The organism is Rhizobium sp. BK377 (assembly GCF_014193935.1).
Lineage (GTDB): Bacteria > Pseudomonadota > Alphaproteobacteria > Rhizobiales > Rhizobiaceae > Rhizobium.
Map to the genome: position 1 here is coordinate 57,098 of NZ_JACIAC010000003.1, position 26,316 is coordinate 83,413.

General features: G+C 59.7%; 29 protein-coding genes. 14 read left to right on the plus strand and 15 right to left on the minus strand.

All coding sequences use genetic code 11. The annotated features are described in order from the left end of the window. Window positions 1–4: 4 nt before the first annotated feature. Window positions 5–490 carry a MarR family winged helix-turn-helix transcriptional regulator gene (locus FHT92_RS14890; RefSeq protein WP_183826441.1) on the plus strand — a complete coding sequence of 162 codons (486 nt, stop codon included), beginning with the start codon at window positions 5–7 and terminating at the stop codon, window positions 488–490. A gap of 83 nt (window positions 491–573) precedes the next feature. Here FHT92_RS14890 and FHT92_RS14895 read toward each other — a convergent pair whose 3' ends face one another. The 6 genes from FHT92_RS14895 to FHT92_RS14920 form a co-directional block, all read right to left on the minus strand. After that, window positions 574–1,347, minus strand: a complete 774-nt coding sequence (locus tag FHT92_RS14895; protein WP_183826444.1) for an SDR family NAD(P)-dependent oxidoreductase — start codon at window positions 1,345–1,347, stop codon at window positions 574–576. A gap of 11 nt (window positions 1,348–1,358) precedes the next feature. After that, window positions 1,359–2,084, minus strand: coding sequence for an SDR family oxidoreductase (locus FHT92_RS14900; RefSeq protein WP_183826446.1), 726 nt, complete (start codon window positions 2,082–2,084; stop codon window positions 1,359–1,361). A 24-nt stretch (window positions 2,085–2,108) separates the two neighbouring features. Next, window positions 2,109–3,383 (minus strand): class II D-tagatose-bisphosphate aldolase, non-catalytic subunit, encoded by a 1,275-nt coding sequence (locus FHT92_RS14905; RefSeq protein WP_183826449.1) that lies wholly within the window; start codon window positions 3,381–3,383, stop codon window positions 2,109–2,111. Continuing rightward, window positions 3,383–4,360 carry a sugar kinase gene (locus tag FHT92_RS14910; protein ID WP_183826452.1) on the minus strand — a complete coding sequence of 326 codons (978 nt, stop codon included), beginning with the start codon at window positions 4,358–4,360 and terminating at the stop codon, window positions 3,383–3,385. The genes FHT92_RS14905 and FHT92_RS14910 overlap by 1 nt, the downstream gene beginning before the upstream one ends. A 27-nt stretch (window positions 4,361–4,387) precedes the next feature. Beyond that, the gene (locus tag FHT92_RS14915; protein ID WP_183826456.1) at window positions 4,388–5,602 is read right to left on the minus strand and encodes an ROK family protein; all 1,215 of its coding nucleotides are present in this window, start codon (window positions 5,600–5,602) and stop codon (window positions 4,388–4,390) included. Between the two features lie 64 nt (window positions 5,603–5,666). Further along, window positions 5,667–6,551, minus strand: coding sequence for a sugar phosphate isomerase/epimerase family protein (locus tag FHT92_RS14920; RefSeq protein ID WP_183826459.1), 885 nt, complete (start codon window positions 6,549–6,551; stop codon window positions 5,667–5,669). 293 nt (window positions 6,552–6,844) lie between these two features. On the opposite strand from FHT92_RS14920, the gene FHT92_RS14925 reads away from it, so the two are divergent. The 6 genes from FHT92_RS14925 to FHT92_RS14950 all read left to right on the plus strand — a co-directional run bounded on the left by FHT92_RS14925 (window position 6,845) and on the right by FHT92_RS14950 (window position 12,162). Continuing rightward, a complete protein-coding gene (locus FHT92_RS14925) occupies window positions 6,845–8,278 on the plus strand; it encodes an extracellular solute-binding protein (protein ID WP_183826462.1) in 1,434 nt (477 codons plus the stop codon). Window positions 8,279–8,373: 95 nt separating this feature from the next. After that, a complete protein-coding gene (locus FHT92_RS14930; protein ID WP_183826465.1) occupies window positions 8,374–9,249 on the plus strand; it encodes a carbohydrate ABC transporter permease in 876 nt (291 codons plus the stop codon). Between the two features lie 4 nt (window positions 9,250–9,253). Continuing rightward, window positions 9,254–10,090 (plus strand): carbohydrate ABC transporter permease, encoded by an 837-nt coding sequence (locus tag FHT92_RS14935; protein WP_183826468.1) that lies wholly within the window; start codon window positions 9,254–9,256, stop codon window positions 10,088–10,090. Window positions 10,091–10,094: 4 nt separating this feature from the next. Continuing rightward, window positions 10,095–10,301: a DUF2160 family membrane protein gene (locus tag FHT92_RS14940; RefSeq protein ID WP_183826471.1), complete on the plus strand. Its 207-nt coding sequence runs from the start codon at window positions 10,095–10,097 to the stop codon at window positions 10,299–10,301. A 61-nt stretch (window positions 10,302–10,362) separates the two neighbouring features. Then, window positions 10,363–11,424: an ABC transporter ATP-binding protein gene (locus FHT92_RS14945; protein WP_183826475.1), complete on the plus strand. Its 1,062-nt coding sequence runs from the start codon at window positions 10,363–10,365 to the stop codon at window positions 11,422–11,424. A 12-nt stretch (window positions 11,425–11,436) separates the two neighbouring features. Further along, window positions 11,437–12,162 carry an SDR family oxidoreductase gene (locus tag FHT92_RS14950; RefSeq protein ID WP_183742821.1) on the plus strand — a complete coding sequence of 242 codons (726 nt, stop codon included), beginning with the start codon at window positions 11,437–11,439 and terminating at the stop codon, window positions 12,160–12,162. 142 nt (window positions 12,163–12,304) lie between these two features. Here the strand turns inward: FHT92_RS14950 and FHT92_RS14955 are convergent, their stop codons facing one another. The 4 genes from FHT92_RS14955 to FHT92_RS14970 form a co-directional block, all read right to left on the minus strand. Next, complete coding sequence (locus tag FHT92_RS14955; protein WP_183742819.1) at window positions 12,305–13,099, minus strand: HpcH/HpaI aldolase family protein; 795 nt, start codon at window positions 13,097–13,099, stop codon at window positions 12,305–12,307. Between the two features lie 35 nt (window positions 13,100–13,134). Continuing rightward, window positions 13,135–13,290, minus strand: a complete 156-nt coding sequence (locus FHT92_RS14960) for an aldehyde dehydrogenase family protein (RefSeq protein ID WP_183743474.1) — start codon at window positions 13,288–13,290, stop codon at window positions 13,135–13,137. Window positions 13,291–13,398: 108 nt separating this feature from the next. Beyond that, window positions 13,399–14,259 carry a sugar phosphate isomerase/epimerase gene (locus FHT92_RS14965; protein WP_183742817.1) on the minus strand — a complete coding sequence of 287 codons (861 nt, stop codon included), beginning with the start codon at window positions 14,257–14,259 and terminating at the stop codon, window positions 13,399–13,401. A gap of 70 nt (window positions 14,260–14,329) precedes the next feature. Continuing rightward, window positions 14,330–15,700 carry an amidase gene (locus FHT92_RS14970; RefSeq protein ID WP_183826478.1) on the minus strand — a complete coding sequence of 457 codons (1,371 nt, stop codon included), beginning with the start codon at window positions 15,698–15,700 and terminating at the stop codon, window positions 14,330–14,332. 234 nt (window positions 15,701–15,934) lie between these two features. Between FHT92_RS14970 and FHT92_RS14975 the strand changes: the two genes are divergently transcribed. Together FHT92_RS14975 and FHT92_RS14980 are read left to right on the plus strand one after the other, a co-directional pair. Then, complete coding sequence (locus tag FHT92_RS14975) at window positions 15,935–16,267, plus strand: hypothetical protein (RefSeq protein WP_183742813.1); 333 nt, start codon at window positions 15,935–15,937, stop codon at window positions 16,265–16,267. Window positions 16,268–16,338: 71 nt separating this feature from the next. Then, on the plus strand, window positions 16,339–16,779 hold the full coding sequence (locus FHT92_RS14980) for a DUF1810 domain-containing protein (protein WP_183826481.1): 441 nt from the start codon (window positions 16,339–16,341) through the stop codon (window positions 16,777–16,779). On the opposite strand, the gene FHT92_RS14985 is transcribed toward FHT92_RS14980, so the two are convergent. Continuing rightward, complete coding sequence (locus FHT92_RS14985; RefSeq protein WP_183742810.1) at window positions 16,776–16,961, minus strand: hypothetical protein; 186 nt, start codon at window positions 16,959–16,961, stop codon at window positions 16,776–16,778. The two genes, FHT92_RS14980 and FHT92_RS14985, sit on opposite strands and share 4 nt — an antisense overlap. An 87-nt stretch (window positions 16,962–17,048) precedes the next feature. After that, window positions 17,049–17,672: a TetR/AcrR family transcriptional regulator gene (locus FHT92_RS14990; protein WP_183742808.1), complete on the minus strand. Its 624-nt coding sequence runs from the start codon at window positions 17,670–17,672 to the stop codon at window positions 17,049–17,051. A 130-nt stretch (window positions 17,673–17,802) separates the two neighbouring features. On the opposite strand from FHT92_RS14990, the gene FHT92_RS14995 reads away from it, so the two are divergent. Next, window positions 17,803–18,018: a hypothetical protein gene (locus FHT92_RS14995; protein WP_183742806.1), complete on the plus strand. Its 216-nt coding sequence runs from the start codon at window positions 17,803–17,805 to the stop codon at window positions 18,016–18,018. Window positions 18,019–18,566: 548 nt separating this feature from the next. Beyond that, window positions 18,567–19,397, plus strand: coding sequence for an IclR family transcriptional regulator (locus FHT92_RS15000; RefSeq protein ID WP_183826484.1), 831 nt, complete (start codon window positions 18,567–18,569; stop codon window positions 19,395–19,397). Between the two features lie 126 nt (window positions 19,398–19,523). On the opposite strand, the gene FHT92_RS15005 is transcribed toward FHT92_RS15000, so the two are convergent. Continuing rightward, the gene (locus FHT92_RS15005) at window positions 19,524–20,393 is read right to left on the minus strand and encodes a sigma-70 family RNA polymerase sigma factor (RefSeq protein ID WP_183826487.1); all 870 of its coding nucleotides are present in this window, start codon (window positions 20,391–20,393) and stop codon (window positions 19,524–19,526) included. 166 nt (window positions 20,394–20,559) lie between these two features. On the opposite strand from FHT92_RS15005, the gene FHT92_RS15010 reads away from it, so the two are divergent. From FHT92_RS15010 to FHT92_RS15020, 3 genes are all read left to right on the plus strand, one after another. After that, complete coding sequence (locus FHT92_RS15010; protein ID WP_183826490.1) at window positions 20,560–21,222, plus strand: HAD family hydrolase; 663 nt, start codon at window positions 20,560–20,562, stop codon at window positions 21,220–21,222. Window positions 21,223–21,253: 31 nt separating this feature from the next. Further along, window positions 21,254–21,946 carry a RibD family protein gene (locus tag FHT92_RS15015; RefSeq protein ID WP_183826493.1) on the plus strand — a complete coding sequence of 231 codons (693 nt, stop codon included), beginning with the start codon at window positions 21,254–21,256 and terminating at the stop codon, window positions 21,944–21,946. 312 nt (window positions 21,947–22,258) lie between these two features. Next, entirely contained in the window at window positions 22,259–22,717 is a 459-nt protein-coding gene (locus tag FHT92_RS15020) for a carboxymuconolactone decarboxylase family protein (protein ID WP_113114426.1), read from the plus strand. A gap of 18 nt (window positions 22,718–22,735) precedes the next feature. On the opposite strand, the gene rhaI is transcribed toward FHT92_RS15020, so the two are convergent. Further along, window positions 22,736–24,028, minus strand: a complete 1,293-nt coding sequence (rhaI, locus tag FHT92_RS15025) for an L-rhamnose catabolism isomerase (RefSeq protein ID WP_183826496.1) — start codon at window positions 24,026–24,028, stop codon at window positions 22,736–22,738. Window positions 24,029–24,078: 50 nt separating this feature from the next. Beyond that, window positions 24,079–26,175 carry a bifunctional rhamnulose-1-phosphate aldolase/short-chain dehydrogenase gene (locus tag FHT92_RS15030; RefSeq protein WP_183826499.1) on the minus strand — a complete coding sequence of 699 codons (2,097 nt, stop codon included), beginning with the start codon at window positions 26,173–26,175 and terminating at the stop codon, window positions 24,079–24,081. Between the last annotated feature and the right edge of the window lie 141 nt (window positions 26,176–26,316).

The following is a 26,316-nucleotide window of genomic DNA, read 5'->3' on the forward strand; positions in this document are numbered from 1 at the left end:
AGAAATGCCGTCAACAAAAAATGTGCAAAATACACATATCTCAAAACGCATACATGAACTTCATGGATCGCTGCTTGAGATCGTCAGCGTCATGAATCGGCCGCAACGGGATGAGGCAATGGTCAAGGAGGCAGGAATTTCGCTCGACCGGGCCCTCTTTCCTCTGCTCGTCGGAATCGAAAGACTGGGACCGATTGGCGTGGTCGAATTGGCCGACCGGACCGGCCGGGACTACACGACGGTCAGCCGTCAGGTCGCCAAGCTTGAGAGCCTAGGCCTCGTCAAACGACAGCCAAGCGCGTTGGACCGTCGCGTGAGCGAAGCGACCGTTACCGTGAAGGGAAAAGCGATGACGGATCGCGTCGATGCGGCGCGTGAGAGGATAGGAATCGAGATATTCAAGACATGGGATCCGGATGATCTGGACAATCTGGTCCGCCTGATGCGGAAGTTTGCCGATGCCGTGAAGGATGATCCGGCCAAAAGCTGACGGGCGATCGTGCGGCAGGCCAGCGCAAAGAAGGGAGGCGCCAGCAGGATCGCAGGCGCCTCGAAACTTTCACCCGGACCGGCCTACCAGCAGGTAAATCCTGCATCGACGTTGACGATTGCTCCCGTCATCAGGCTTGCCGCACCGGATGCGAGGAAGAGAACCGCGCTTGCGACCTCCTCCGGCGTGCCCATCCGACCCATCGGCGTATCGTTGAGCCAGATCGGTATCCGCTCGCGATTGGCTTCGACTGCCGCGACCATCGGCGTTTCGATATAAGTCGGAGCGACCGCGTTGATTCTGACACCGTGCTGTGCCCATTCGGCGGCCATGGAACGGGTGAGGTGATGAACGGCAGCCTTGGAGACGTTATAGGCTGTCTGCGGCTGCGGCCGATTGCAGATGATGCCGGACATCGAACCTAGATTGACGATCGCCCCGCGTTTCATCGCCACCATATGGCGGCCGAACGAGCGCGAGCACCAGAAGACGCCGTTGACGTTGACATTCATCATCCGCAGCCAATCGGCATCCGTGACGTCTTCTGCGGCAATCCCGTTCTGGCCGATCCCGGCGTTGTTTACCAAAACCGTCGCCGGACGGCCGCTTTCGGCGAGTTCGTTGGCGATCGCCTCCATGCGGGCCGAATCAGTCACGTCACCGAGGCGCAGTTCGACGTCGTATCCCAGGTCTTTGAGAGCCAGGGCCTGCTCTGCGTCGGATTCATTACGCTCGATCACGACGACAGCGGCACCCGCTTCGGCGAGCGCGTGGGCGCAGCAAAGTCCGATGGCGCGTCCGCCGCCGGTGACGACTGCCCGTTCACCATCGAGACGGAATTTTTCCTGATAACTCACGGTTCGGCTCCTCAGATGTCGAATGCGCTTGGGAGAACGACGATGTCGCGGATCGTCACGTTACGGGGCCGCGTCAGCATGAACATGATCGCGTCTGCCACCTCTTTGGGTTCGATCAGGGCACCGGCCTCTTTCGCCTTGCGGAGATTCTCCTCGGGCCAGTCGGCCAGTAGCGCACTGATGACTGGACCCGGCGAAACCGAGCCGACACGAATTCCGTTTTTCAGAAGTTGGCGGCGCATCGTCTGGACGAAGCAGTGCATCGCCCATTTCGACGGCGAATAGACGGGCTCCCATGGAACGGGCGAATGGCCGGCCACCGAGCTCGTGACGATGATGTCGCCTGTACCACGTTCGATCATGTGCGGAATGACGCTCCGGACATTCTTGATGACGACATTGACGTTAAGGTTCAGCATCCGGTCGATGGCATCGAGATTGGCATCCGCAAGGTCGCCGCCGATATAGGTGCCGGCATTGGCATGAAGAATGTCGAGCTGCCCTACCTTCGACAACACGCGGTCAAGAAGGCTGGCGCATGCCTGAGAATCCAACAGGTCCAGAGCGAGAGGTATCGCCCGTTCCCCGAGACGCTCGCAGGCTGCCTTTAACGCCTTCTCATCACGATCGACGAGAACGACCGTGGCGCCCGCCGCCATCATCGCCTCCGTCGACGCCATTCCGATACCCGAAGCCGCGCCCGTGATCGCAGCGACCTTCCCATTCAACTCGTTCATTCTTTCCTCCTCGGTTAGGCGGCCTCATCTCGCTCCGCCGCATGCTGCATGATATTCGGCAAGACTTCTCGTCACCCGCCAGATCAAGACCTCCTGCGGGTCGAACGGCGCATCAGAAAACCGTTCGGCTGCCGGCATGTGCTGCCAGAAGAGCGGAAGCGGTATGAATTTTCCGGCAAGTGCGCCGCAAAGGCGCGCAACCGCGGATTGGGCCTGCTCAGCGACCCAATAGTATCGAATGCGATCGGATAGCGAATAATGCCGAAGCCAGCGCTGCTCATCCTCCGTGCCGTGATAGTGACGGCTCCAGTGCTCCGGATGCGCCAGCGTCAAAGCCTCCATCGTGGCATAGAGGGGACGCTCGCCATAGCCTGGCACCAGGTCGGACGCGATCAGATCCAGCCCGTAGAGGGCCTCACGCAGGACGAAGGTCAATTCCGGTCCGACCTTGAGGATCGAAAAACCATCTTCGACGAGCGCGGCCAGCGAACTAGCGCCCTGATAATCGGTGGAATGCGCTTCGAACACGAATTGCGGCTCGTCATCGAGCACCTGCTTCAGCGCGTCGATCTTGCTGCGATCATACCTGATGACATTGTGGTTGCCGAACTCGACGCCCGGCTGCACCACCAGGCCGATGACGCGTGCAAACGCCTCCATGAGGCCGGATTCGGCGAAGACGCGACGATGGACTTCGATCGTCCGTCTGGCGGCCGAAGCCGCTGTCGGCTCGATCGCGGTCAGCGCGTGATCCGCGCCACCGGGAGGAGGAACCTCCGTGCCGATCACATAGACCGGCATGGCGCTCCCTGCCCGCCTTGCCGCGGTCTCTGCGACAGCAGCAAGGCGGGCAGCGCGATGAGCGGTCGTCTCGTCGTTCAATCCGGCGGGTTCACCCATGCAGCCCATCGACGCGTCCAGATGGATCTTGCGGAATCCGGCTGCGACATAGGCTGCCACCATCTTCTCGGCTTCCGCCATCGCCTCCTCGGCCGCACGATCCCGCCAGGGGCTCGGTCCGAGGTGATCGCCCCCAAGCACGATGAGATTTTCCGGGCAGCGCTCCTCCTGAGCGATGCGCAGCACGAGAGCCGCAAAGTTCGCGGGGCTCATCCCGGTATAGCCGCCCCGATGGTTGACCTGGTTGCAGGTGGCTTCGATCAGGACGGTGCTTGAATGGTCACGCCCATGGCGCAGTGCTGCCCGCAACACGATCGGATGGGCCGAGCAGACGGAGGTGATACCGGCAGGGCGACGCAGGACCCTGAGTGCAGCCAGTTCGTTGAGTGCTACCTGCATCAGGAGCGCCTTTCCGTCGAAGCGATGAACGCGTCGAGCTCCTGGCGGGTGCCGGCACCTTCCATCGGACCGCGGACTGTCACATTGCGCGCACCTGCAGCCGAACCATAGGTGAGAGCCTCGTCCGGCGACATTCCGAGCCGCCGGCAGGTGAGGTAGGCTCCGCCGAAGCAGTCGCCGGCGCCGGTCGGATCGACCTCCTCGACGAAGAACGCAGGCGCATCAATACGCTCCCCGTTCCTGCCGAAATAGGTCGCACCCTCCGCTCCGCGCTTCAGAACGATTTCCTTCACGCCGATCTCGAACAGGCGGCGGATCGCATCGGCTTCGCCCGTAATGCCTGCAGCACGCTCGAGTTCCTCCCCTGACGGCAGGAGAAGATCAGCGGCGGCGACAGTTCGCAAAAATCGGCGCTCGGTCTCCACATCGAGTTGCAATTCCTTGCGGATGTTCGGATCGACCGAGAGCGTGCCGCCGCGTGCCTTGACGATGTCGACCGCCCTTTCGATCACCTCCCGCGCGCTTGGAACCGAGAGAGCCGACCCCATCACATGGAGATGTCCGGTGCGGTTGATGAGATCGCTGACGCCCTGAGACCAGCCGAAGCGGGCGGCCGCGGACCTGGCGATATTGTAGACGAAGTCGCGAGAGCCGTCCTTGCGGTAGCGGACGAAGGCGCTTCCGGTCGGATAGTCAGGATCGACGGCAATGGTCGACACATCGACGCCATCGCGCTTGAGGCGATCGATATTGACGCGACCGAAATCGTCATCGCCGACCGCGCCCACCATGGCTGCCGCGCCGCCGAGCCGGCCGCATTGCGAGATGAAGATCGCCGGCGCGCCGCTCGCAAACGGCCCGACGAGCGGCTGGGCTTCAAGGAACCCGTCTCCGACCGTCGCGGCAACGATCTCCACGAGGATCTCGCCGACACAAACCGTAGGGCCGAGATGATCCGGAGCCAGCACTGAAACCATTGCATTCCTGCCTTCGATAGGTGTTCGCTAAATCGCCGTTGACCGCTGTAAGCCACCGTCTTCGCTGCCGAACTCCTCGTTTTCGAGAGAGAGAAAGCGCCGGTGCAGCATGCATGCCGCCCCGAAGGCGGAACCGAACTCCGCATCGCCATCGACGACGATCTCGGGTGTCGGAAAAGGAATGTTCTGACCTTCCGACATGTGGACCGCCACGCGGGCCGCCACCATCGGATAGAGCGAGGCCACAGAGCCCCCCAGCACGATCCTGTCAGGATCGAGCAGACGACAGGCCTGGAGCAGCGCATAGGCAAGATGCCGCGACCAGATCTCCGCTATGTTTACCGCGTCAGGAACGCGATCGCGAACGTCTGCGAGGAAGTCCTGCAGATCGACGTCGGTGCGGCCGGTCGCATCCCGGTACCGCCGGATCAATACCTCCCGGCCGATCAGTTGCTCGAATTTCTGCCCGCCGCTTCCGGGCACGAGAGTATGGCCGATTTCGCCCGCAAGGCCGTGACCGCCACGAAACAGCCTTCCGTCGATCATGATCCCGCCGCCGACACCGGTCTCCATGAGCAGGAAGAGCGTCACGCCGCCAAGGCCGTGACGATAACTGTCACCGATCGCGAAAGCGTTGGCGTCGTTTTCCACCGCGATCGGCACTTCGGCCGGAAAGGCACTCCGCCCGATCTCCTTCAATGACACCTCCCGCCAGCCGATGATCGGCGCAAGGGTTACAATTCCGTCCGGCCGGATATGCGCCGGCACAGATATGCCGAGGCCCTTACAGCGCTCGATCATCTGCTTCGACGTGGCGTCCATGATGAGCTCGACTCCACGCGCCACAGCCTCCTCGACCGTCGAGGACTGCGCGTGGAAGGCTAGCCTGCGGGAGGCCCGCACATCTGCCGAAAAATCCACGACAACAGCAGATATATGCTCGACGCCAAGTTCGATCCCGGCGAAGAATGCCGCATCCGGAACCAGCTCCAGCATGATCCCCGGACGGCCGGCACGGGATTGCTCCGGACGCAGTTTGCTGCTCTCCTCCGACTCCTGGACCAAGCCGCCTTCCGTCAGTTCGGCAACGATCTCTCCCGACGACGAACGGTTCATTCCGAGCTTCCGCGCCAGATCGGCCCGGCTCAGGCGGCGATGGCTGTAGATCGTCTGCAGGGCTGCGACGATATTGTTTTGCCTGATCCTGCGCGGCGAGCTTCCGATAGAGACGGTGTCGTTCATGTTCACTTCTCTTCAAATCGACCGCTCCAGCCTACACTTACGAAGCAGATCGGCAGAAGGATTATCAGGGGCGCGCGTTCGTGACGCGGCGCCGTTTGGCTTCTTCATATTTCAGCTCGATATAGCGCTTGGCATGCGCCGCCAGCGGATCATTCTCGGTCCAGGTGTCGCGCCAGATTGCGCAGGCGAGCGAGAGGCCTTCATCGACGACGGTGGTTGAAAAGCTTTCGAACACGATGTCGCGCTTGTAGTCGATATCGAGCAACGCATCGAAGATGAGATCGAAGTTGATGACGCCATCGCCGAGATAGCCGCGATTGCTTTCACCGATGTGGAAATAGCCGATCTTATCACCGGCGAGCCGGATCGCGGCCGCCGGATTTGCTTCCTCGATATTCATGTGGAAAGTGTCGAGATGCAGGCGAACATGATCCGACCCGGTTTCGGAGATGAACTTCAACCCCTGGGCCGTCGTGTTCAGAAGGTTCGTCTCGAAGCGATTCACGATCTCCAGGACGAGATCGACGCTCGCATCTTTTGCGATATCCGCAGTCGCGGCGATCGCCGCGACGCTGTTATCCCAGCCCTTCTTCGTCGGCTGCCGGTTATATTTGGTGTGCGCGGAATAAAGGATGCCGCCGAGCTTGTTTCCGCCGATGTCGCGGACTGCACGCACGGCGTCGGCCAACATCTGCCTGCCGGCGGAGACCGCCGCCCTATCTTCGCTTGAGATATCCTTGTCGACAGGCAGCCCCATCGTCACACCGATCTCGACATCCAGCGATTGCGCAAGCTTCGCCAGACGATCGAGATTGAATCTCTCGGGGCGCAGATAGGCAAATTCGATTGTGCGGTATCCATGCTCGGCCGTCTTGTTGAGAGCCATCTCGAGGCCCTCCTGCGTTTGACCGCCTGTCCATACAAATGAATGGATTCCCAATCGGCGCATAGCTAATTCTCTCCGTCGGACGTCTCAGTCGCGCAACAGCTATGTCATTTAGTATGGAGAAGCAACAAATAAATTCTGGAATCATACTTTGCAAATAGGAGAGAAATTCGTTGCGATGCAGCAATTTGTTCCGAAATTTCGATTGACGTAGCTTTCGAGAAAATTACTTTCCACCGAAATCAACGAGATAGCCCCCATATTTGCAGGTTCAGACAACAAATATTGCGTGTGCAGGGATTTTCATCTACACAATGGCCCAGCGAATGATCTCGCTGCTATCTGGGAGGATTGAAATGAATTACGCTTGGAAGGCCAGCGCGCTTGCGCTGACGCTCAGCCTCGCCACCGCCGCATCGCCGGCTTGGGCAGACTTCTGGTCCGACGCGGGCGCCAAATTCAAGGGCGTGACCCTGCATGGCGTGACCGAAAGTACCCCGCCGTCCAACTACATCAAGAATGTGCTGGCGCCGGAATTCGAGAAGAAGACGGGCATCAAAGTCGAAATCGAGACGACGTCCTGGGATCAGATGTACGACAAGGCCATCAAGGACATGGAGGCCAAGACAGGCATCTATGATATGGTCTACATCGAACAGGACATCATCTACTCGTATCTGTCGCGCAACTTCCTGGTCAACATCACACAGACGCTGAAGGATCAGGCGGATCTGAAGGCGCCGACCTACGATGACGCAAACTTCACCAGCTTCGCCGACTATTTCAAGGACAAGAAGGGCGATCTTTTCGGCGTACCGATGGAAGCCTTCCTGAAGACTTACCTCTATCGCAAGGACCTTTTCGACGATCCGAAGATCAAGGAGGCCTTCAAGAAGGAAACCGGCAAGGATCTGAAGCCGGCGACCACGCATGAGGATTATACGCAGATCGCCGAATTCTTCACCAAGTATGGCAAGGACAACGGTCTCGAACTTTGGGGCACCACCGCCCAGGCCCATACAGGCCATGCTGCATCCTGGTACGAATATTTCGAATCCATCGCGCCGACCTTCGGCGTCTACAACTGGGGCATCGACGCCAGCAACAACTATGCGGCTACGGTCGAGCATGGCGGTGCGATGAACAGCGACAAGGCGAAGGCCGCGCTGAAATACTGGCTGCACCTGCGCGACATCGCCCCGCCGGAATCGACGCAATCAACCTGGACGGAAACTGCTACGACGTTTGCTGCGGGCCGCGTTGCTCAAGGGTTGATCTACGGCGAGAACGCGGCATGGATCGCGAGTGATCCCGCACAGTCTAAGGTGGTCGACAAAGTAGGCTTTGCCCTGCCGCCGCTCGAACCGGGTGTTCTGGAAGATGCAAAGTCCGGAAAGGGCTACATCGGCTATTATGACGGCGGCGCCTTCGGCCTGCCAGTCACATCCAAGAACAAAGAAGCCGCTCTGCTATTCCTTGAGTTCATGGGTCAGAACGACGTACAACCCGACTGGGCGATCGCGGCACCCCGCATCACCAACAAGGCGACCTTCGATGATCCGAAGGTGAAGGCGATGGACGTCAAACTCGGCGGCTTTTACACAATGCTGAAGGACGAAGGCAAACTCTTCGCCGGCGCTCCTCCGTATCCGTTCCACGCCCAGTTGCGTGAAGCAACCCTGCCGATCTTCTTCGACATCCTGACCGGCAAGATCGCGCCTGACGAAGGGCTCGACCAGATGGCCGCCAAGACGGAAGAAGAGCTCACGTCGCTCGGCTATCGCAAATAAGTCATCCTCCCCACCTTGGCGGGTCGTCTTCAGTTGGCGGCCCGCTCCTTTCCTGACCGAGAGGGCGCCCCATTGGGTGCCGAGAGGATGAGGCAATGCACTCACAAAAGCTTGGATGGCTGCTGCTGTCACCGACGATCCTGATCCTCGGGCTCTTCGGCATCTTTCCTTTCATCTACGTCGTCTGGGTTTCGTTTCACCAGTGGAATCCGTTTGCAGCAAATCCGCTGATGGTTTTCAATTGGGCTTCGAACTACCGGAGCCTCGTCTTCGACACACAGTTCCTGGCCTCGCTGGGCATCACGACCGCCTTCGTCTTCTTCGCTGTCGTTTCCGAACTCGTCCTCGGATACCTGCTCGCGCAGGCGCTGATGAAGGACTTTCCCGGAAAAGCCTTATTCCGGACAATCCATACCCTTCCTCTTATCATGGCACCCATCATCGTCGGATCGGTGTGGAAGCTGATGACGACACCTTCGATCGGCATTATTCCATATCTGCTGCGAAGCTGGTTCGGCTATGATCTGAACATCGGCCAGAGTGCCGCCGCGGCCTTTACAATCACTGTTATCATGGACGTCTGGCACTGGACGCCGCTGGTCACCCTCTCTCTGATCGCCGCATTGGTCTCGCTTCCGCCAGATCCTTTCGAGCAGGCGCAGATCGACGGCGCCGGCAAGAGCCAGATCTTTTGGCATATCACGCTCCCACTGATCCGCCCTGCCCTCCTGGCTACAGTATTCATCAGGCTCATGGACGCATTGCGCACGGTCGACGAGGTCCTGATGTTGACAGGCGGCGGTCCGGGGTCGTCAACGCGCTACATCGGCGTCCATATCTTCAGGGAGGTCTTCCCGAAGACGAACTACGGTTACGGTTCGGCGATCTCCGTCGTCGTTCTCTACCTGACCATCGTCGTCTGCTGGCTGCTCTACGTTGGCCTGATTGCTCCGCGCGCAAAGAGAGGCTGATGCTATGAAGAGACAGAACCCCTGGCTTCCGGTCCTCTTGTGGACGCTGATAAGCTTTGCAACCCTCTTCCCCATCTATTGGCTCTTCGTCATATCGGTGAAGCAGCCTTTCGACCTGTTTTCGACGCCGGACGTCGTCATCAGGAGCTTCTTCTGGAAGAACTATCAGGACGTGCTGACGAATGAGACTTTGCGGCGATACATGATCAACTCGCTCGTCATCTCGTCGGGAAATGCGATCCTGGTGACGACCCTCGGCTTTCTTGCCTGCTATGCGCTGACGCGCTTCGATCTTGCAGGCAAGGAGAGCATTTTCTTCTGGACGATCACCAATCGCATGGCGCCGCCGGCGGTCTTCCTGCTGCCGCTCTTCCTGCTGCTGACACAGGTCTACAGGATCGGAGACTTTTCGCTAGCCGATTCCCGGCTGGGCATGATCCTCGTCTACTGCTCCTTCAACCTCCCCTTTGCCATTTGGACCCTGCGACCGACAGTAGAGGGGATTCCCAAAGAACTGGACGAGGCTGCCTATATGGACGGCGCAAGCCCGTGGATGGTCCTCTACGATATCGTCTTTCCTCTAGCCCGACCCGGCCTTGCAGTGACGCTTATCCTCACCTGGGTCTTCGCATGGAACGAATATCTGCTTGCCGCGACGCTTACCAACTTCAACGCCCGCACACTCACCACCGGCTTGTCGGAATACGTGACGACGACAGGGACGGCCTGGGGCGTTATGGCGGCAATCTCGATGCTGACATTGGTCCCGGCGCTTATCGTCTTCTCCGTGGTGCAGCGTCACATCGTTGCTGGCCTGACCTTCGGCGCAGTGAAAGGATAGCGACATGGCCTCGGATTCTCGAAGCAACGAAAAACAGCCGGGCTTCCTGCCGATCGAAACGAACTGGTTCGACCGGTTGTTCATCTCAATCGTGATCTGGGTCGCGCTCTCTCTGCTTTGGATGCGCTTCATCGAACCGTTCGGGCTGTCGGTGTGGTTTGCGGCGGCAATATCCACCGTACTAGGAGCCTACATCATCTGGAAAGGGTAAGCATTTGAATTCTTTTTGCATTAACACGAGACAGGCCGTGCTGCGTTAGGGAGAAACGACATTGGCAAACGTACAGGTTAGCGACGTCACCAAGAGATATGGCGCACTTCAGGTGATGCACGGCGTCAGCGTCGATATCGAGGACGGCGAGTTCGTCGTGCTCGTTGGCCCCTCCGGCTGCGGCAAGTCCACGCTGCTGCGCATGATCGCTGGCCTCGAGACCGTCAGCAGCGGCGACATCAGGATCGGCGGCCGCGTGGTCACCAACGCTCCGCCGAAGGAGCGTGACATCGCCATGGTTTTCCAGAGCTATGCGCTCTATCCTCATAAGACCGTTGCCGAGAACATGGGCTTTCCGCTGAAAATGGCGAAACGTCCGAAGTCGGAGATCAACGAGAAGGTTGGCAGGGCAGCCGAGATTCTCGACCTGACGCGTTATCTGGATCGCTATCCGAAACAGCTGTCGGGTGGGCAGCGGCAGCGCGTCGCCATGGGACGGGCCATCGTCCGCGACCCACAGGTTTTCCTGTTCGACGAGCCGCTGTCCAACCTCGATGCCAAGCTTCGCGTGACCATGCGCGTCGAAATCAAGGAGCTTCACCAGCGGCTGAAAACCACCACCGTCTACGTCACCCATGACCAGATCGAAGCCATGACGATGGCGAGCAAGATCGTCGTCATGCGGGACGGAAGAGTGGAACAGATCGGCAAACCGCTCGACCTTTACGATTTCCCCGCCAATCTCTTCGTCGCCGGCTTCATCGGCAGCCCCGCAATGAACTTTCTCCAGGGCAAGATCGCATCCCGGGAGGGCAAACAGGTCGTCGTCACCGATCAGGGTGTCGTCCTGCCCGTAGATCGCGTGAATGCCGAGGACGGCAAGCCGGTGACCTACGGCATTCGCCCTGAGCACATCACCATCAGCGACGACGGCATTCCGGTTGAGGTGTCGGTATATGAGCCGACCGGCTCCGAAACACTGATCTTCGGCCGCGTCGGCGGGGCACCGATCGATGCTCTCATCCGCGAACGTATCGAGGTCGAGCCCGGCAAGACGGTGCATTTTCATCTTGATCCCCGACGTATTCATATCTTTGATCAGGCAACGGGTCAGCGACTGTAAGGCGAGGAACAAATGAATTTCGACGGTAAAAAAGTAATCGTCACCGGTGCCGGCAAGGGCATCGGTCGTGTCGTCGCGGAAATATTGGTCAAGCGTGGGGCCAAGGTCGCGGCCCTGACCAGAAGTGCTGACGATATTGTTTCCTTAAGGAAGGATTTAGGCTGCCAGGCCATTCAGGTCGATCTTGCCGATGCAAAGGCAACGCGCGAGGCCGCGCGTGCAGCGCTTCCTGCGGATTTTCTGATCAATTGCGCCGGAACGACCGAACTGCAGTCCTTTCTCGAAACCACCGTCGAAGCCTTTGACCACCTGATTGCGGTGAACACGCGCGCCCCGATGATCGTCGCGCAGGAATTTGCGCGATCGTTGATCGAGGACCACCGCCACGGCGCTATCGTCAATGTCTCCTCCGTCGCCGCTTTCGTCGGCATCCCAGACCATGCCGCCTATTGCGCTTCGAAAGGGGGGCTGGACGGCCTGACGCGCGTCATGGCTAAGGAACTCGCGCCTCAAGGGATCCGGGTGAATGGCGTGCATCCAACCGTTACGCTGACGCCAATGGCGATCAAGGCCTGGAGCGATCCGGAAAAGGCTGCCGGAATGCAAAAGCGCATCCCGGTCGGCCGGTTTGCCGAGCCCGAGGACGTAGCGGAGGTGATCCTGTTCCTGCTCTCCGACGAAGCCGCAATGGTCAACGGCATCTCAATGCCTGTTGATGGCGGCTACATGATTGCGTGAGACCTTCTTCATCTGGCCAGAGAGCCTGGGCCTTTATTGCGTCAAGCGTAGAAAGCTGGGAAACCGTGTTCACGATTGAGCGATGAAAGCGCCGGAACTCTTCATCGGGCGCATCCGCCAACTCCAAGGCGGCCGAGTTAGATCAGCCGCCGGAAGCAATCTTCCTTGCGGTGTTGATTGCCCTGCGAGCCCCAGACCGCAACTGCGCGGTCTCCGCCCCGGCAATGACCAAGGCAAAACCAAATTTCAGAAGTTCGCCGGCGCGTTCGCCATCACCGGCAAAGGCGCAGGCGAATTTTCCGTGCGCACGGCAACGGACAACGGCGTGCTGCATGGCGCTATCGATTTCGGCAGCGTTCGGCGCGACCTGGTCGCCGTTGGATAGCGCAATGGAGAGATCCGAAGGACCGATGAAGATGCCATCGATGCCGGGGACGCCAAGGATATCGTCGATCGCTTCGAGCGCCGCACGCGTCTCGACCATGGCAATCGCGACCGTCAGGTCATTGGCCTTCTTGAGATAATCATCTGCCGAGAGGCGGGTATGGTTGAGCGCGAGAGACGGCCCCCAGCTGCGCTCACCGACCGGCGGATATTTAGTTGTCCTCACGAAAGCCTTCGCATCCTCGGCCGAATTGATCATTGGCGCAATGATGCCGGACGCGCCAGCATCGAGGAGGCGGGAGGCAGAGGCGAAATCGCCGACCGGAATACGTGCGATTGCCGGCTTGCCGGCAACTCGTGCATGGCCGACGGCGGAAGCAGCCGAGGGGAGGTCCCACATGCCATGCTGCATATCGAGCACGACGGCATCGAAGGCTTCCTGGGCCAGATGATTGACCAGCAGCGGGTCGGGAATGCCCACCCAAGCGGAAATCATCGCGCTGTCATGGTTCCTGATCCGGGCTGCAAAGCCGTCGATGTCGATTGCGCTCATGGCATTCTCCTCAATTCGCCAGGCCATCAATAGCCCTATATTAAGCTTGGGAAACGCTTCGATGCGTATTTCGAACCGTCCCGGCCGATGCCGGACCTCTTCATGCCGCCGACAGATGCGATCGCCGTCGAGATGAGTCTCTTGTTGACACCGACAATGCCGAATTCCAGAGCTTCGGCAACCCGGAAGATGCCGCCGCCGGTACTGACATGGCAACATAACCGAAATCAGAGCGCGTATCGGCCGCGATCATTTGAAAGCGACGTGCGGTGAGGATTGGAAGAACGGGCTGGAACAGCCTAGGCCGTGCGGCGCATCGGGGCGTCTTGAAGAAATTCCTCGATGAAGCGCTTCTGCAGCAGGATGCCATCCCACTCATCCGCAAAGAACGGCGAGTCGTAGATCAGCGTATAGGGACCCTGATAGCCGGCCTCTTCGCACATTTCTAGGCAAAGGCGGTAGTCTGCAGCATCAAGTCCGAAAGCATTATAGTCGGCCTTGGCATGGCAGATTTCGGCGCGGCGCATGATATTCGCCAGCCCTTCATATTTAGCCGGTGCCGCCCAGTTTCCGAGGTCGCCATTGAGGCCGATCTTGCCGTCGAATTCATCCAACAGCCAGTTCATTTCCGTCGGCGAGGGCAGAAGTGCAAACCAGTTTTCGGTCACGACACGCACGCCGCTTCCCTCCGCCTGCCCAGCGAGCCACTTCAGATGGTGCGCCGAACGCGCAAGGTTCTCCTCATTCGGTGCCTGCTTGCCGGCAATGACGCGGATGCGCTCAGCGCCGAGCTTTTCTGCAATATCGATCCAATCGGCAATCCAGCCTATATCACGCTCAGCCGTCTCGGCATTGCTCGGATCGCCGTCCTCAACGAGCAGCGTCTGGAAAAGGATGTTGGAGGCTTCCAGCGCATCGCGAAATTCGGCGAAATAAGAGGCGTCCAGGTTCGGCAGGTGGAACGAGCAAACCTCCAGTCGGCCTAATCCGCGTTCGGCAAGCATGCGCGGCACGTCGAGCAGGCTCACCGTGCCCGGCCCATAGGGCTCCTGGCGTGCCGCGCTTTTCTTCGGATCGGGACTATAGGGGTAAGTTGCACCCAGCATCCTGTGAAGCGACCATGTAGAAACTGCAAACCGGCCGTTCTGCAAAGCCTGCATCTTTCATCTCCTCCCGTTTCCTCGTGAGAACTCTGGCAAGAATGCCGCGCCGCATCAAGCCCGCAATCGCCTAAATCCAGTCGCCGCGAATGACCGTTTCCGCCGCCAGCGAGACGGAAAGCAGCGCTTCGTCCCTATTAGCCGGGGCCGAGAGAAGGAAACCGACCGGCATATCCGCCTCGCCCTTGCCGCAGGGAATTGAAACGCCACACCAGTCCAGGAAATTGCCGAGCGCTGTGTTGCGCAACGTCTTGACGTTCGTGGCGAAGAAAAGCTCGTCATCACGCTCAAGTGCCGCTATCGGCGGCGCCACGTGGGCGACCGAAGGAAAGGCGAGGAAGCGCTTGCCGACAAGCCGGTCGACTTCGGCGATCAGGCGGGTACGTTCGGCAAGAATAGCAATGTAATCGGCCATGCCGGTCTTTTCGCCGAGCCGTGTGCGCAGGACGACGCGATGATCCATCCGCGCTGCCTCCGGCCCTGCAAGCCGTTCGCGATGGAGAGCGAAGGCTTCGGCGGTGACCAGAGCACCATGTTTTTCCATCAGCGCCAGGATTTCCTCAAAGGCTGGAATGTCGATGAAGCTGATATGCGCGCCAGCGCTGCGCAGCCGCTCCACACCGCCTCCGAAGGCTTCGGCGATGCCCGAGCCCAAGCCGTCGAACACGATATTCCTGACAATGACGATTTCTACGCCCTTCAGCGACTGCCGGATTACCGTCGGCGCCGTCAACCCGCGCATGGCCGCGTCGATCCAGACGGCGTCCTGCACGGAACGGCAGAGGGGACCGAGCGAGTCGAGGCTCGCAGCCAGCGGATAGACGCCTTCCATGGCATAGCGCCCGCGCGTCGCTTTATAGCCGACGATGCCGTTCAGGGCGGCGGGAATACGCACCGAACCGCCGGTATCCGTGCCCATTGCAACCGGTACAAGGCCTGCGGCAACCGCCACGCCGGCGCCGGAGGACGACCCACCGGGAATGCGCGGCTCGTCCTTGCTGTGAGGATTTTGCGGCGTGCCGTAATGCGGATTGATGCCGAGGCCGGAGAAAGCGAATTCGCTCATATTGGTACGGCCGACGGCCAACATGCCAGCATTCTTGAGCGTTGTGACGATGGCCGCATCCTGTTTCGCAGGCGGATCCTCCGCCAAAACCACCGAACCGGCCGTAGTTGCTATGCCTTCGATGTCGAAAAGATCTTTCCAGGCGATCGGAATGCCATCCAGCGCACCGAGCGAGCGGCCGTCGCGGATACGCTTCGAAGAAGTATGAGCCTCCCGCACCGCGCGCTCGCGCAACAGCACAGTGAAGACGGCCTTGTCGGCATATTGCTCGATCCCGTCGAAGATGGCCTCTGCGACATCGACCGGATCGGCCTTGCCGCTTTGGATGAGGAAGGAAAGCTGCGCGACAGACATCGCACCGAAAGTCAGGGCCATGAGGGAGAGTCCTGTGGATATCACCCAGGATTTACCGCCTATCATTTCGCAGGACCAGCCCTTGCACGGCTTTTCATGATGATTGGTACGATTTTGTGAACACTGAGTTTGATTTAGCCCTCTTCTATTTGCCGCAGTTAAGACACACATGCGGTGCTGCGCGCGGGAAGCGGATAGGCACGCCATTAGCTTGCCTTCCCAAGCCGCATCCCGGTGCATTGCAGGAGACTTGAAATGACACAATCTGAAACTTGGACGTCCGGTCACCAGGATACGGTGCATCAGCATGTGAAGGAGGACGTGACCTCTGGCGAGGCTGAACGCGATTACGCCGACCACGTCAGCGCACAGAAGCTGTCGGTGCTGGAGCGGATTGTCGTCGTAGGTGCCCTCGTGCTGCTGAGCTTTGTAGGTTTCACAGCACCGTCGGCACAGACATCAGCGACCGATCCGATGACGACGTCGGCTGTTGAGGAGCAGACATCTCCCGGTGATAGTCTGGTGCCGCACCACCAGCGCTACGGCCATTGCCGTGAAACGAGCCCTTATGCAGACAAGGTCTGCTAAGAGCCGGCCATTTCGCCGGGCATGGAAATCTTTCGTCTGACGTGCATAAGAAGCATAGAAAAGGAAGAACCATGGCCGGTGACGTAGATTACGACCTCCACCGCTTCATCGAAGCGCAGAACGGCATATATGAACAGGCTCTTGCAGAGCTGAAGGCCGGTCGCAAACGCTCCCACTGGATGTGGTTCATCTTCCCCCAGATCGCCGGACTCGGGACATCTTCCATGGCGGAAAAATACGCCATTCGCTCGGTGGAGGAAGCCACAGCCTACCTTTCCGATCCGATCCTCGGCAGCCGTCTCTTACGCTGTGTCGAGGCAATCCTCTCCGTCAGTGACCGCAGCGCTCACGATATCATGGGTTCCCCTGATGATCTGAAACTGCGCTCGTCGATGACACTGTTTGCCGCGGTCAGCGATCACGGCTCACCTTTTCACAAAGCGATCGATCATTTTTACGACGGGAAATTCGACGAACGGACAATTTCCATCCTGAGCGCCGGCAACGATTAGCCGGGAGAGTGTTCCAGCGCTGCAATCTCCTCGGAGATTTCCTCGATGCGCTGTCGCAGATCGATTTGCGTACCGTCCTCCACTTCCTCTTCGCCGAAGCAATAACGTGCGTCGTGCAGTTCGAGCTTGGCTTCAAGTTCGGCCCGTCTGGCATATAGGCGCCGGAGATAAGCGTAATTCATCTCTGCCTCCAGATTGCTCCTGGATCAGCAGAAAACGGCCATCCAACCCCAAGGTTCCCAAGCGTGAACACTTGGGCCGCGGCAAGGTCAGCAGAAAGCGGAAATCGCCACGTTGCAGGCTTTTTCAAAATGACAGGAACAGCCGCCGTCCGCCATGGCCTGGCGGGTAACGCGCGCGCCTTCGAGCAGCAGCGTCAACGTATCGGCAAGAAGTTCTGGCTCGCGCGCGCCGGCAGCAACGCAAAGCGCTGCTAGACGGTTGCGCTGCATCGCTTTGTGGCGCTCGATCAACTCATGCGCCGGATGGCCCTCGCCCTTCAATTCGATGGCGGCATTGGCCAGATCGCAACCTGCGGGCTCGCCGCTGAGACAGTGAGCCCGGTCCTCGACCCAGGCAAGCAGCTGGCCGCGCGCATCGCCGGGGTGGGCGGCTTCGAGATCGCGCCAGATCTTCTCGGCCTTTTCGGAGGCGCGGCGCAACGTCTCGCAGACCAGCTCATCCTTGGAGCCGAAATGCCGATAGAGGGTCATCTTGTTGGTGGCGGCCGCATCCGCAATGGCATCGACGCCGATGCCACGAATGCCGCGCTCGCGGAAAAGCTCCGAAGCGGTCGAAACAATACGCTCCCGCGGGGGGATTCGATCGTCTGAAACAGCTGCGGAGATTTCATTCAATGATTCTGATTTTTTTGCGGACGAAGTCCTTGACATCAATGTGACCGATCGGTAACAAATGCATTGTTACTTACCGGTAACACCACTCTTTGCAGAAGTCAATGCCGGGATCACTTGGCAGCAGGAGTGGAACACGGGCGACCGCCCACGAAAGGAGGACCGTACCATGAGAAAGACCAGAGAAGATTTGACTATTTCCGAAGCCCTTCGCGACCCGCTGATCGCCATGGTGCTCCGCGCCGACGGCGTAAAGCTTGACGACTTCAAGCAACTCCTTGAGGTGGCTGCTCGTAAACGCGAGCCGCGTCCCTCCACGGCGAGCGATATGATCGGGTCCTTTGCCAGCCGCGCCAATCTGCCGGCAATGCCCTGCTTCGGCTGATCTGACCGCTGGCCCTGAAAGGCCCGATCGGCACTGGGGATAAGCCCTGTTCCCAGACGGGCTGCCGCTGTCAACAGGCGGCAGCCCTTGCGACGTATTTGTTGCTTGCTTCCCGCCTCGGCATTGCAGAGATGCGAGCTCTTTTTAACATCCCAGGCAATTCCGACTATGTTTCTAAGGCGATAGAACGCTCGCCGCCGGCGATGCCGTCATCATGACGACGCCCGCCGGCGGTGGCCTCGGCAAGCCCGAAGGCTTGCCATTGCTGACCGCAATGCCTGGCCGGAGACATAGCCCGCATGCGATCAGCCGATATCTGCTGATGGGACAAAAACTCGGGCTGAGGCTCGTTGTTCCGGGATGGCAAGTGTCTGCGCCGAATTCCGTACTCCACACCAACTTCTCCAGGTCTCTTTCAACGCTGTACTGCTAACCAGCATTTCCGTCGGCGCTGAAGATTTCTATCTCCCAACTTTTTGCGATTTGCTTCGCAAGTAGCTATGCCATAGTAATGTAACAGGCTCGTATAGCATCAGAGGTACGTTGAGTTGGACGGAAACACATCACCCGCAATCTCCGAAGATGAAAGCCCGATCGAAGAGACCGGAACTAAGGGCAGTCGCCGCGCACGCGTCAGCGGTATCGACCGGGCGCTGCAGGTGATCGATCATCTTTACGAGAGGGGATCGCCGGCGGGTGTCTATGCCATCGCCAAAGCTGTGAAGGCGCCGCTTTCAACCATCTATGTCATCGTCGACGATCTGGTCGAAAAGAACATGCTGACGCGCCAGTCCGACGGTTCGATCTGGCTCGGCTCGCGGCTATACCACTACGGCCTTGCCTACGCGCGCTCGCTCGATTTCATGAGCATAGCGACGCATGAGATGCATGATCTTTGTCGTCAGGCCGGTGAAACCGTTCAAGTTTGCGGTCGCGACGGCGATTTCATGCTGGTGCTGGCCATGGCCGACGGCCCCAGCCATTTCCAGGTTGCCTCGCGTGTCGGCACCCGCGTACCGCTCAATTGGACGGCCTCCGGCCGCCTGCTCGTCGGCCACCTGCCGGAAGACGAACGCCTCGAGCTGTTCAAGCGATGCGCCCGTTCCTCGCCGACCGGACGCGCCGAGATCGACCCGATCACGTTGTCTGAATCGGCAGGCAGGGCCTTCGAATCGCGCCTATCGATCCAGGCGGGTGAATCCGATTATGCGGTCGCCTGCATCGCCTCGCCGATCTGCGATCGTGAAGGCAAGTGCGTCGCCACTATCTCCATCGTCCTGCCGGAACAAAAGGCCTTTTCGGACGAAAGTCATTACACGGCGCAGGTTCGAAGCTCGGCCGAACGCATTGAAAAATTAATGGGCTGGCGCGGCCACTAAGCCGCGCGGTCCTTGATACGGGGATGAGAACAAGCGCTCACGATCGGTATTTTCGCGTGGTCCAACTCCGAGGCTAGGCGACCGATCGGAGGCCGCCTGTCTGAAAAACTCACTGGTTGCGATCCGTCAGCCTTCCAAGATCGAATAGTCAATATCGCTGAGATGATCCGGATCGGCGATCGCATCGACGGTCGAAATCCTATCCCCGTTAAAACTCAGCGCCAGCACCACGCGCAGCTGCCCCCCGATGAAGACAACGAGACCTATTTCGCCGTCGACAAGCGCGACTTTAGCCGACGTTGCCCGTCCTTTGAAGCTTTCGGCGACGGCATTGGCGCCACGAAGCGGAATAACATTGCCGAGACGGGTCGCGGCTGCATCCGGCAGGAAGACGGCATCCGGTGCAAGGACTGCGATCAACCCTTCCAGATCGCCGTTGCGGGACGCGATGAGGAAGGCTTCAGCTATGCTGCGCTTGCGCGCGAGATCGACATCTGGCGTTTCCGGCTGCCCCTGCACCCTGCGTCGGGCACGGCTGGCAAGCTGCCGGGCGGCGGCGGCACTTCGCCCGATCACTGCGGCGATCTCTTCGAAGGGTAGATCGAACATGTCGTGCAGCACGAAGGCGACGCGTTCTGCCGGCGAAAGCGTTTGCAGGACGACGAGCAGGGCGATGCCGACGGAATCAGCGAAGGCTGCCTCCCGCTCCGGATTGCTGACGATATCGACAATCGCACCATGTGCCGGCAGGTCGAGCGGCTCTTCGCGGCGTGTCTTGCGTGATCGCAGCATGTCGAGGCATATCCGCGCGACGACCGTCGTCAGCCAGCCGCCGAGATTATCGACACTGCCTCCGTCCGACCTTGTCAGCCGCAGCCACGCCTCCTGCACCGCATCTTCCGCCTCCGCACGGGAGCCAAGCATGCGGAAGGCGACGGCCCGCAGATGCCCACGGTTCGCCTCGAACTCCTCTGCCAGCCATTGTTTCTCGTCCATCGATCCATTCCTCATCCTGTTGCGTCAAAGATGGTGACGAACGGAAGCGGGACGATGTGACAGGAGCGGCATCATATCAAGCCTAATGAAATTTTGCCGGCGGCTTGACCTGCCGCATTTTTCATTGGCTGATGGCGCGCATATCGCTCCCTATGGTGTTTCCCCGATGTCCTTCCGATTTGACAGTTCCAAACAATATGCTGCCTTCCTGTTCGACATGGATGGCACAATCCTGAGCTCGACGGCGTCAGCAGAGCGCGTCTGGGGACGCTGGGCCGAGCGGCACGGGCTGGATGTGGAAAAGTTCCTGCCGATCATGCACGGATCGCGTGGCATCGACACGATCCGGCGGCTGAACCTTCCGGGCGTCGATGCAGAAACAGAAGCGGCCGAGATCACCGAAGCGGAAATCCAGGACGTCGAAGGCGTCGTCGCATTGCCGGGTGCTGCCGATTTCCTGGCATCGCTTCCGCCAGACCGCTGGACCATCGTCACTTCTTCGCCGCGTCGCCTTGCGGAGCGGCGGCTCGAGGCAGCCGGGCTGCCAATGCCGCAGGGTATCGTGACGGCGGAAGACGTGACCATCGGCAAGCCCGACCCGCAATGCTATATCCTCGGCGCCGAAAAGCTCGGTTTCTCCACGCATGAATGCCTGGTATTTGAAGACGTCGAAGCCGGCGTGAAGGCGGGACTGGCAGCTGGAGCCGACGTCATGGTCATCACGGCTGCCGGTCACAAGCATTCGCTGGAGGGTTATCCGGAGATCGAACATTATGCGGACGCGACTGTTGTGATTGCTGACAGCGGCCACCTTTCGATCAAGTTCTGACGCCTGCCGCATCCACCGGAAAGGAATTCCCATGAAACCGGAAATCGTCTGCCTGATGATGTCGTCGCTCGACGGCGGCCTGCATCCGAGCAAATGGACCGAGAGTCCCGATGGCGGCCGCAAGGAATGGTCGGCGCTCTATCAGCAGATCCATGAAGAACTGCGGGGCGACGCCTGGATTGTCGGGCGCGTGACGATGGCCGAAATGGCGAAGGGAGAGCCGCATCCGCCACAATCTGCCGGCTCGGTCGAACGGCCGAACCATTTTGCCGATCGCAAGGCAAATAATTACGCGATCGCACTCGACACGTCGGGCAAGCTGCATTTCACGCGAGCGGATATTGAAGGCGACCATATCGTCGTCATCCTCGGCAATACCGTGCCGGACACCCATCTCGCAGAACTCGCTGCCGACGGCATCTCCTACATCGTTTCACCATCAGCAGATATCGACCTGCCCGTAGCGCTCGATGTGCTGGAAAAGGAACTCGGCATCCGCAAACTTCTGCTCGAAGGCGGAGCCGCGATCAACGGCGCCTTCTTTGCTGCTGATCTTATCGATGAACTCTATCTGCTTGTCGCGCCGGCCCTGGACGGTAGCGGCGGCCAGCCTATCGTCACCTTCGAAGGCGGATTGGCGGGCAAGACACAACTCTCGCTCATTTCGGCCGAGACGAAAGACAACGGCGCCGTCGCCCTGCGATATAAAGTCCGCACACGATAGCGATTGTGGACAGCCACACCTACGAGGCGCTGGGTCCCCGTCCCCAACCACCTCTGAGCCTGATATCGTTGTCGCCGGCGCAGGAGCCCGGGATCGGAACTTCACGGCGTTGGAGAGCCTGTGGGCTGCTTGCGAAACGGCCGCGACGATGGCCGTTCATTCCCAACGCAGCAAATGCTCACCAATTCGCTTCTCATCTTTTTACGCTGCCCTCGTCACACTCTCTGCCCCTGGTCCGTCAAATCCATGACGAACGAAACCGGCAACTGCCCGGCTCTGCGTCAAACGGAACACGTCATCAGGAGATTGAGCATGCAAGAGAGAATGGGAAATCCAGCCCTCGTCATCCCCGACGCCATGCAGGCACTGAATGCCCTCGGCAAACTGCCTGTTACGGTCGGCCTTGCGCCGGGATTTCTGGAGATCATCTATCTGCGCGCCAGCCAGATCAACGGCTGCAGCGTCTGCATCGATGGACATTGGCGCATTGCCCGCAAGCACGGCGAGACCGACGAGCGGCTGTTTGCCGTGGCCGGCTGGCGCGAAGCCCCCTACTACAGCGACGCCGAACGCGCCGCACTGGCACTGACCGAAGCCGTCACTCGCCTCAGCGACCGAGCCGATCCGGTGCCGGATGAGGTCTGGGAGGAATGCACGCGCCATTACGATGGCAAGAGCCTTGCGGCCCTCGTCATCGCAATTGCCAATATCAATGTCTGGAACCGGCTGAACGTCGCCACCCGGCAGGTCGCGGGACAGTGGAAGCCGTGATCGACGGCTTCCAACCGATCAGATGATACCACCGCCGCCAGAGACGGAGGCGGGACGCTCAGCGGCTACCTTTTTGCGGTAGCCGCTGGTGCGGTAGGCAGCGATCGGGTCGATCGCACCGCCCGCGCGGCGGCGCGCTTCGGCCAGGATCGGCTCGACATCGGCGCGGTAGGCGCGCTTCAGTGTCTCCGAAGCCATTAGCGCATCGTTGTCCTGCTGATAGCCATCGAGCGCCTTGCGATCGACGATGAGGGCCTGTGCGTAGGCGCGACGGATTTCGTTGGCGCTGTTAACAAGACTTTCGATCGGATCCGTCACATTGTGCGACTGGTCGATCATATGGGCCGGATGGAAGTCGTTGACCCCGCGCTGTTCGGCATCGACGAGCTCGTTGAAAACGAGGAACAGGCGGTAGGGCTCGATCGCGCCGGCGTCGAGATCGTCATCGCCATATTTCGAGTCGTTGAAATGGAAGCCGCCGAGCTTGCCGAATTGGATCAGCCGGGCGACGATCATTTCGATATTGGTGTTTGGCGCATGATGGCCGAGGTCGACAAGGCAATAGGCCTTCGGACCGAGCGTCTGGGCGATCATATAGTTGCTGCCCCAGTCCTGTACGACGGTCGAATAGAAGGCCGGCTCGTACATCTTGTGCTCGGAGAAGAGCCGCCAGTCGTCGGGCAAGGCTTTGTAGATCTCCGCCATCGAGGCGAGGTAACGCTCAAACGCCTTGGTGAAATTGCTCTGGCCGGGGAAGTTGGAGCCATCGCCGATCCAGACGGTGAGCGCCTTGGAGCCTAGCGCCCTGCCGATCTCGATACATTCAAGATTATGCTCGATCGCCTGCTGGCGGGTCGCCGCATCTGTGTGGCTGAGCGAACCATATTTATAGGTCAGCGTCTGGCCAGGCGCGTCCGAGAAGGTGTTGGAATTCATCGCGTCAAAACCGAGGCCGAGCGCATCGCCCTTCGCCTTCAACTCCTTCACATCGGTTTTGTCCCAGGGAATATGCAGCGAAACGGTTGGCGTGGCGCGCGTCAGCTGGTTGATGACGGCGCAATCGTCTAGCTTGTCGAAAATGCCGCGCGGCTCGCCGGCGCCGGGGAAGCGGGCAAAGCGCGTACCACCGGTGCCGACACCCCAAGAGGGCACGGCAACGGTGAATTCCGAAACCTTGCGGGTGATCGCCTCGATGTCAACGCCGCGACGGGCGAGTGTGGCGCCAAGCGCTTCGTAGTCAGCCTTCAGCGCGCCAGCGCGCTTGTCGTTTTCCGTTGCGACCAGATCCGGCGCAATCCTGAATTCAGCCATGTCTTCCTCCCAGAGATTTTGTTGCGGCGGGCAACGCCCGCCGCTCGCGATCAGCGCGTGAAGCTTTGAACATTGCCGGCATCGACATTGATGATATTGCCGGTCGACTTGGCCGAAAGATCGGATGCCAGGAAGTAGACGGCTTCGGCGATGTCTTCCGGGAAGACGTTGAGCTTCAGCATCGAACGCTTACGGTAATGTTCCTCGAGGTCATCCACCTCGATCTTCGAAGAAGCCGCGCGCTGTTCACGCCATTCGCCGCTCCAGATCTTCGAGCCGCGGAGCACCGCATCCGGATTGATTGTGTTGACACGGATGCCGGCCTCTGCGCCTTCGAGCGCCAGGCAACGGGCAAGGTGAATTTCGGCAGCCTTTGCCGTGCAATAGGCGGCCGCATTCGGCGAAGCGGCAAGACCATTCTTCGATGCGATGAAGACGACGTTGCCGCCAAGCGCCTGACGGCGGAAGAGACGGAAAGCCTCACGCGAAACGAGGAAATAGCCGGTCGCCAGAATGTCTATGTTGCGATTCCACGTCGAAAGCTCTGTCGTCTCGATCGGCGCCGAAGACGCGATGCCGGCATTCGAAACGAGGATATCGATGCCGCCGAACTCGACGCAGGATTCGGCGAAGGAGGCGATGACTCCGTCTTCCTTGGTAACGTCGAGCTTCAGAGTGCGCACCGCATCCGCGCCGTACTTCTTCACGAATTCGGCTTCGGTCGATTCAAGTGCGGCCTGATCGATATCGGCAAGCACCACGCAGGCGCCCTCGCCGACGAGGCGCGCAGCCGTGGCGCGACCGATACCGCCGGCGCCGCCGGTCACGAAGGCGACCTTGCCTGCCAGGCTCTTCGGCTTCGGCATGCGCTGCAGCTTGGCTTCTTCAAGCAGCCAGTATTCGATATCGAAGGCTTCCTGCTCCGGCAGGCCCTGATATTCCGAGACCGTCGAGGAACCGCGCATCACGTTGATTGCGTTGACATAGAATTCGCTGGCGATACGAGCCGTCGCCTTGTCCCGGGCAAAGGACAGCATGCCGACGCCCGGCACCAGGAAGATGACCGGATTGGCGTCACGCATGGCGGGCGAATTGGCGTGCTTGCAGGCATTGTAGTAGCGAGCGTAATCGGCGCGGTAGTCTTCCAGCGCCTTGTCGAGACCGGCGACGATCGCATCGACGTCGGGCTTGGCCGGATCGAAATCGACGATCAGCGGGCGGATCTTGGTGCGCAGGAAGTGGTCCGGGCAGCTGGTGCCGAGCGCGCCGAGCGGACGCAGGTCCTTTGAATTGACGAATTCAAGTACGGCGTCCTGATCATCGAAGTGTCCGAGCTTTCGCTCCTGCTTGCCGATACGGCCACGGATTTCCGGCATCAGGCGGGCAGCAATCGCGCGGCGCTCTGCTACCGGCAGGCTCTGCACGACGGCACCGCCGAAGATCGTCTTGCCTTCGGTCTGGCCGGCGAACCATTCGATTGCCTTGTTGATGATATCGAGCGTCAGTTCGTAGCAGGCCTTGGCATCGTTTGCCCAGGTGAAGAGGCCGTGGCTCTCGAGCACGACACCCTTAGCCGTGGGGTTCGCCTTGACGAAAGCTTCAAGGTCGAGGCCGAGTTGGAAACCCGGGCGGCGCCACGGTAGCCAGCCGATCGCGTCACCGAAGATCTGCTTGGTCAGTTCCTTGGAGTTTTTGGAGGCGGCGATGGCGATGATCGCGTCCGGATGCATGTGGTCGACATGGGTAAAGGGCACGAAACCATGCAGCGGCGTGTCGATCGAAGCGGCGCGGGCATTGAGGTTGAAAGTGCAATGCGGCAGGAAGCCGACCATGCGGTCTTCGTCTTCGACGCCCTTGTAGATGCCTTTCAGCGATTCCAGCTTGTCCTGATAAAGCGTCGCGAAACCGTCGAGCTTGATCGTGCCGACATCACCGCCCGAGCCCTTGACCCAGAGAACCTGAACCTTGCCGCCGCTTAGCAGGTCGGTTTCCATGACCTTGGCCGACGTGTTGCCGCCACCATAATTGGTGATGCGCTTGTCGGCGCCGAGCAGATTCGAGCGATAGAGAAGCTTGCCGGGCTCATCGAGGCCCGCCGCATAAGCATCATCCCACCGGTTCTCGAGAAGTCGAACCTTTGCCGCCATGTCATCCTCCCATATAGGCTTGTGTATAGGCCTGCGGGCACCGCGATAAGCACGCCCTTTCGCTCACGGTATCGCGCATCAAAATGGCGCTTGTCAATCGAAAACGATCAAATTCGATTATGCTGCATCGCAATATGAAAA

Coding starts and splice junctions, on each gene's coding strand:
- FHT92_RS14890 (WP_183826441.1), top strand. CDS start 5: ATGCCGTCAACAAAAAATGTGCAAAATACACATATCTCAAAACGCATA.
- FHT92_RS14900 (WP_183826446.1), bottom strand. CDS start 2,084: ATGAACGAGTTGAATGGGAAGGTCGCTGCGATCACGGGCGCGGCTTCG.
- FHT92_RS14905 (WP_183826449.1), bottom strand. CDS start 3,383: ATGCAGGTAGCACTCAACGAACTGGCTGCACTCAGGGTCCTGCGTCGC.
- FHT92_RS14910 (WP_183826452.1), bottom strand. CDS start 4,360: ATGGTTTCAGTGCTGGCTCCGGATCATCTCGGCCCTACGGTTTGTGTC.
- FHT92_RS14915 (WP_183826456.1), bottom strand. CDS start 5,602: ATGAACGACACCGTCTCTATCGGAAGCTCGCCGCGCAGGATCAGGCAA.
- FHT92_RS14920 (WP_183826459.1), bottom strand. CDS start 6,551: ATGCGCCGATTGGGAATCCATTCATTTGTATGGACAGGCGGTCAAACG.
- FHT92_RS14925 (WP_183826462.1), top strand. CDS start 6,845: ATGAATTACGCTTGGAAGGCCAGCGCGCTTGCGCTGACGCTCAGCCTC.
- FHT92_RS14930 (WP_183826465.1), top strand. CDS start 8,374: ATGCACTCACAAAAGCTTGGATGGCTGCTGCTGTCACCGACGATCCTG.
- FHT92_RS14935 (WP_183826468.1), top strand. CDS start 9,254: ATGAAGAGACAGAACCCCTGGCTTCCGGTCCTCTTGTGGACGCTGATA.
- FHT92_RS14940 (WP_183826471.1), top strand. CDS start 10,095: ATGGCCTCGGATTCTCGAAGCAACGAAAAACAGCCGGGCTTCCTGCCG.
- FHT92_RS14950 (WP_183742821.1), top strand. CDS start 11,437: ATGAATTTCGACGGTAAAAAAGTAATCGTCACCGGTGCCGGCAAGGGC.
- FHT92_RS14955 (WP_183742819.1), bottom strand. CDS start 13,099: ATGAGCGCAATCGACATCGACGGCTTTGCAGCCCGGATCAGGAACCAT.
- FHT92_RS14965 (WP_183742817.1), bottom strand. CDS start 14,259: ATGCAGGCTTTGCAGAACGGCCGGTTTGCAGTTTCTACATGGTCGCTT.
- FHT92_RS14970 (WP_183826478.1), bottom strand. CDS start 15,700: ATGGCCCTGACTTTCGGTGCGATGTCTGTCGCGCAGCTTTCCTTCCTC.
- FHT92_RS14975 (WP_183742813.1), top strand. CDS start 15,935: ATGACACAATCTGAAACTTGGACGTCCGGTCACCAGGATACGGTGCAT.
- FHT92_RS14980 (WP_183826481.1), top strand. CDS start 16,339: ATGGCCGGTGACGTAGATTACGACCTCCACCGCTTCATCGAAGCGCAG.
- FHT92_RS14985 (WP_183742810.1), bottom strand. CDS start 16,961: ATGAATTACGCTTATCTCCGGCGCCTATATGCCAGACGGGCCGAACTT.
- FHT92_RS14990 (WP_183742808.1), bottom strand. CDS start 17,672: ATGTCAAGGACTTCGTCCGCAAAAAAATCAGAATCATTGAATGAAATC.
- FHT92_RS14995 (WP_183742806.1), top strand. CDS start 17,803: ATGAGAAAGACCAGAGAAGATTTGACTATTTCCGAAGCCCTTCGCGAC.
- FHT92_RS15005 (WP_183826487.1), bottom strand. CDS start 20,393: ATGGACGAGAAACAATGGCTGGCAGAGGAGTTCGAGGCGAACCGTGGG.
- FHT92_RS15010 (WP_183826490.1), top strand. CDS start 20,560: ATGTCCTTCCGATTTGACAGTTCCAAACAATATGCTGCCTTCCTGTTC.
- FHT92_RS15015 (WP_183826493.1), top strand. CDS start 21,254: ATGAAACCGGAAATCGTCTGCCTGATGATGTCGTCGCTCGACGGCGGC.
- FHT92_RS15020 (WP_113114426.1), top strand. CDS start 22,259: ATGCAAGAGAGAATGGGAAATCCAGCCCTCGTCATCCCCGACGCCATG.
- rhaI (WP_183826496.1), bottom strand. CDS start 24,028: ATGGCTGAATTCAGGATTGCGCCGGATCTGGTCGCAACGGAAAACGAC.
- FHT92_RS15030 (WP_183826499.1), bottom strand. CDS start 26,175: ATGGCGGCAAAGGTTCGACTTCTCGAGAACCGGTGGGATGATGCTTAT.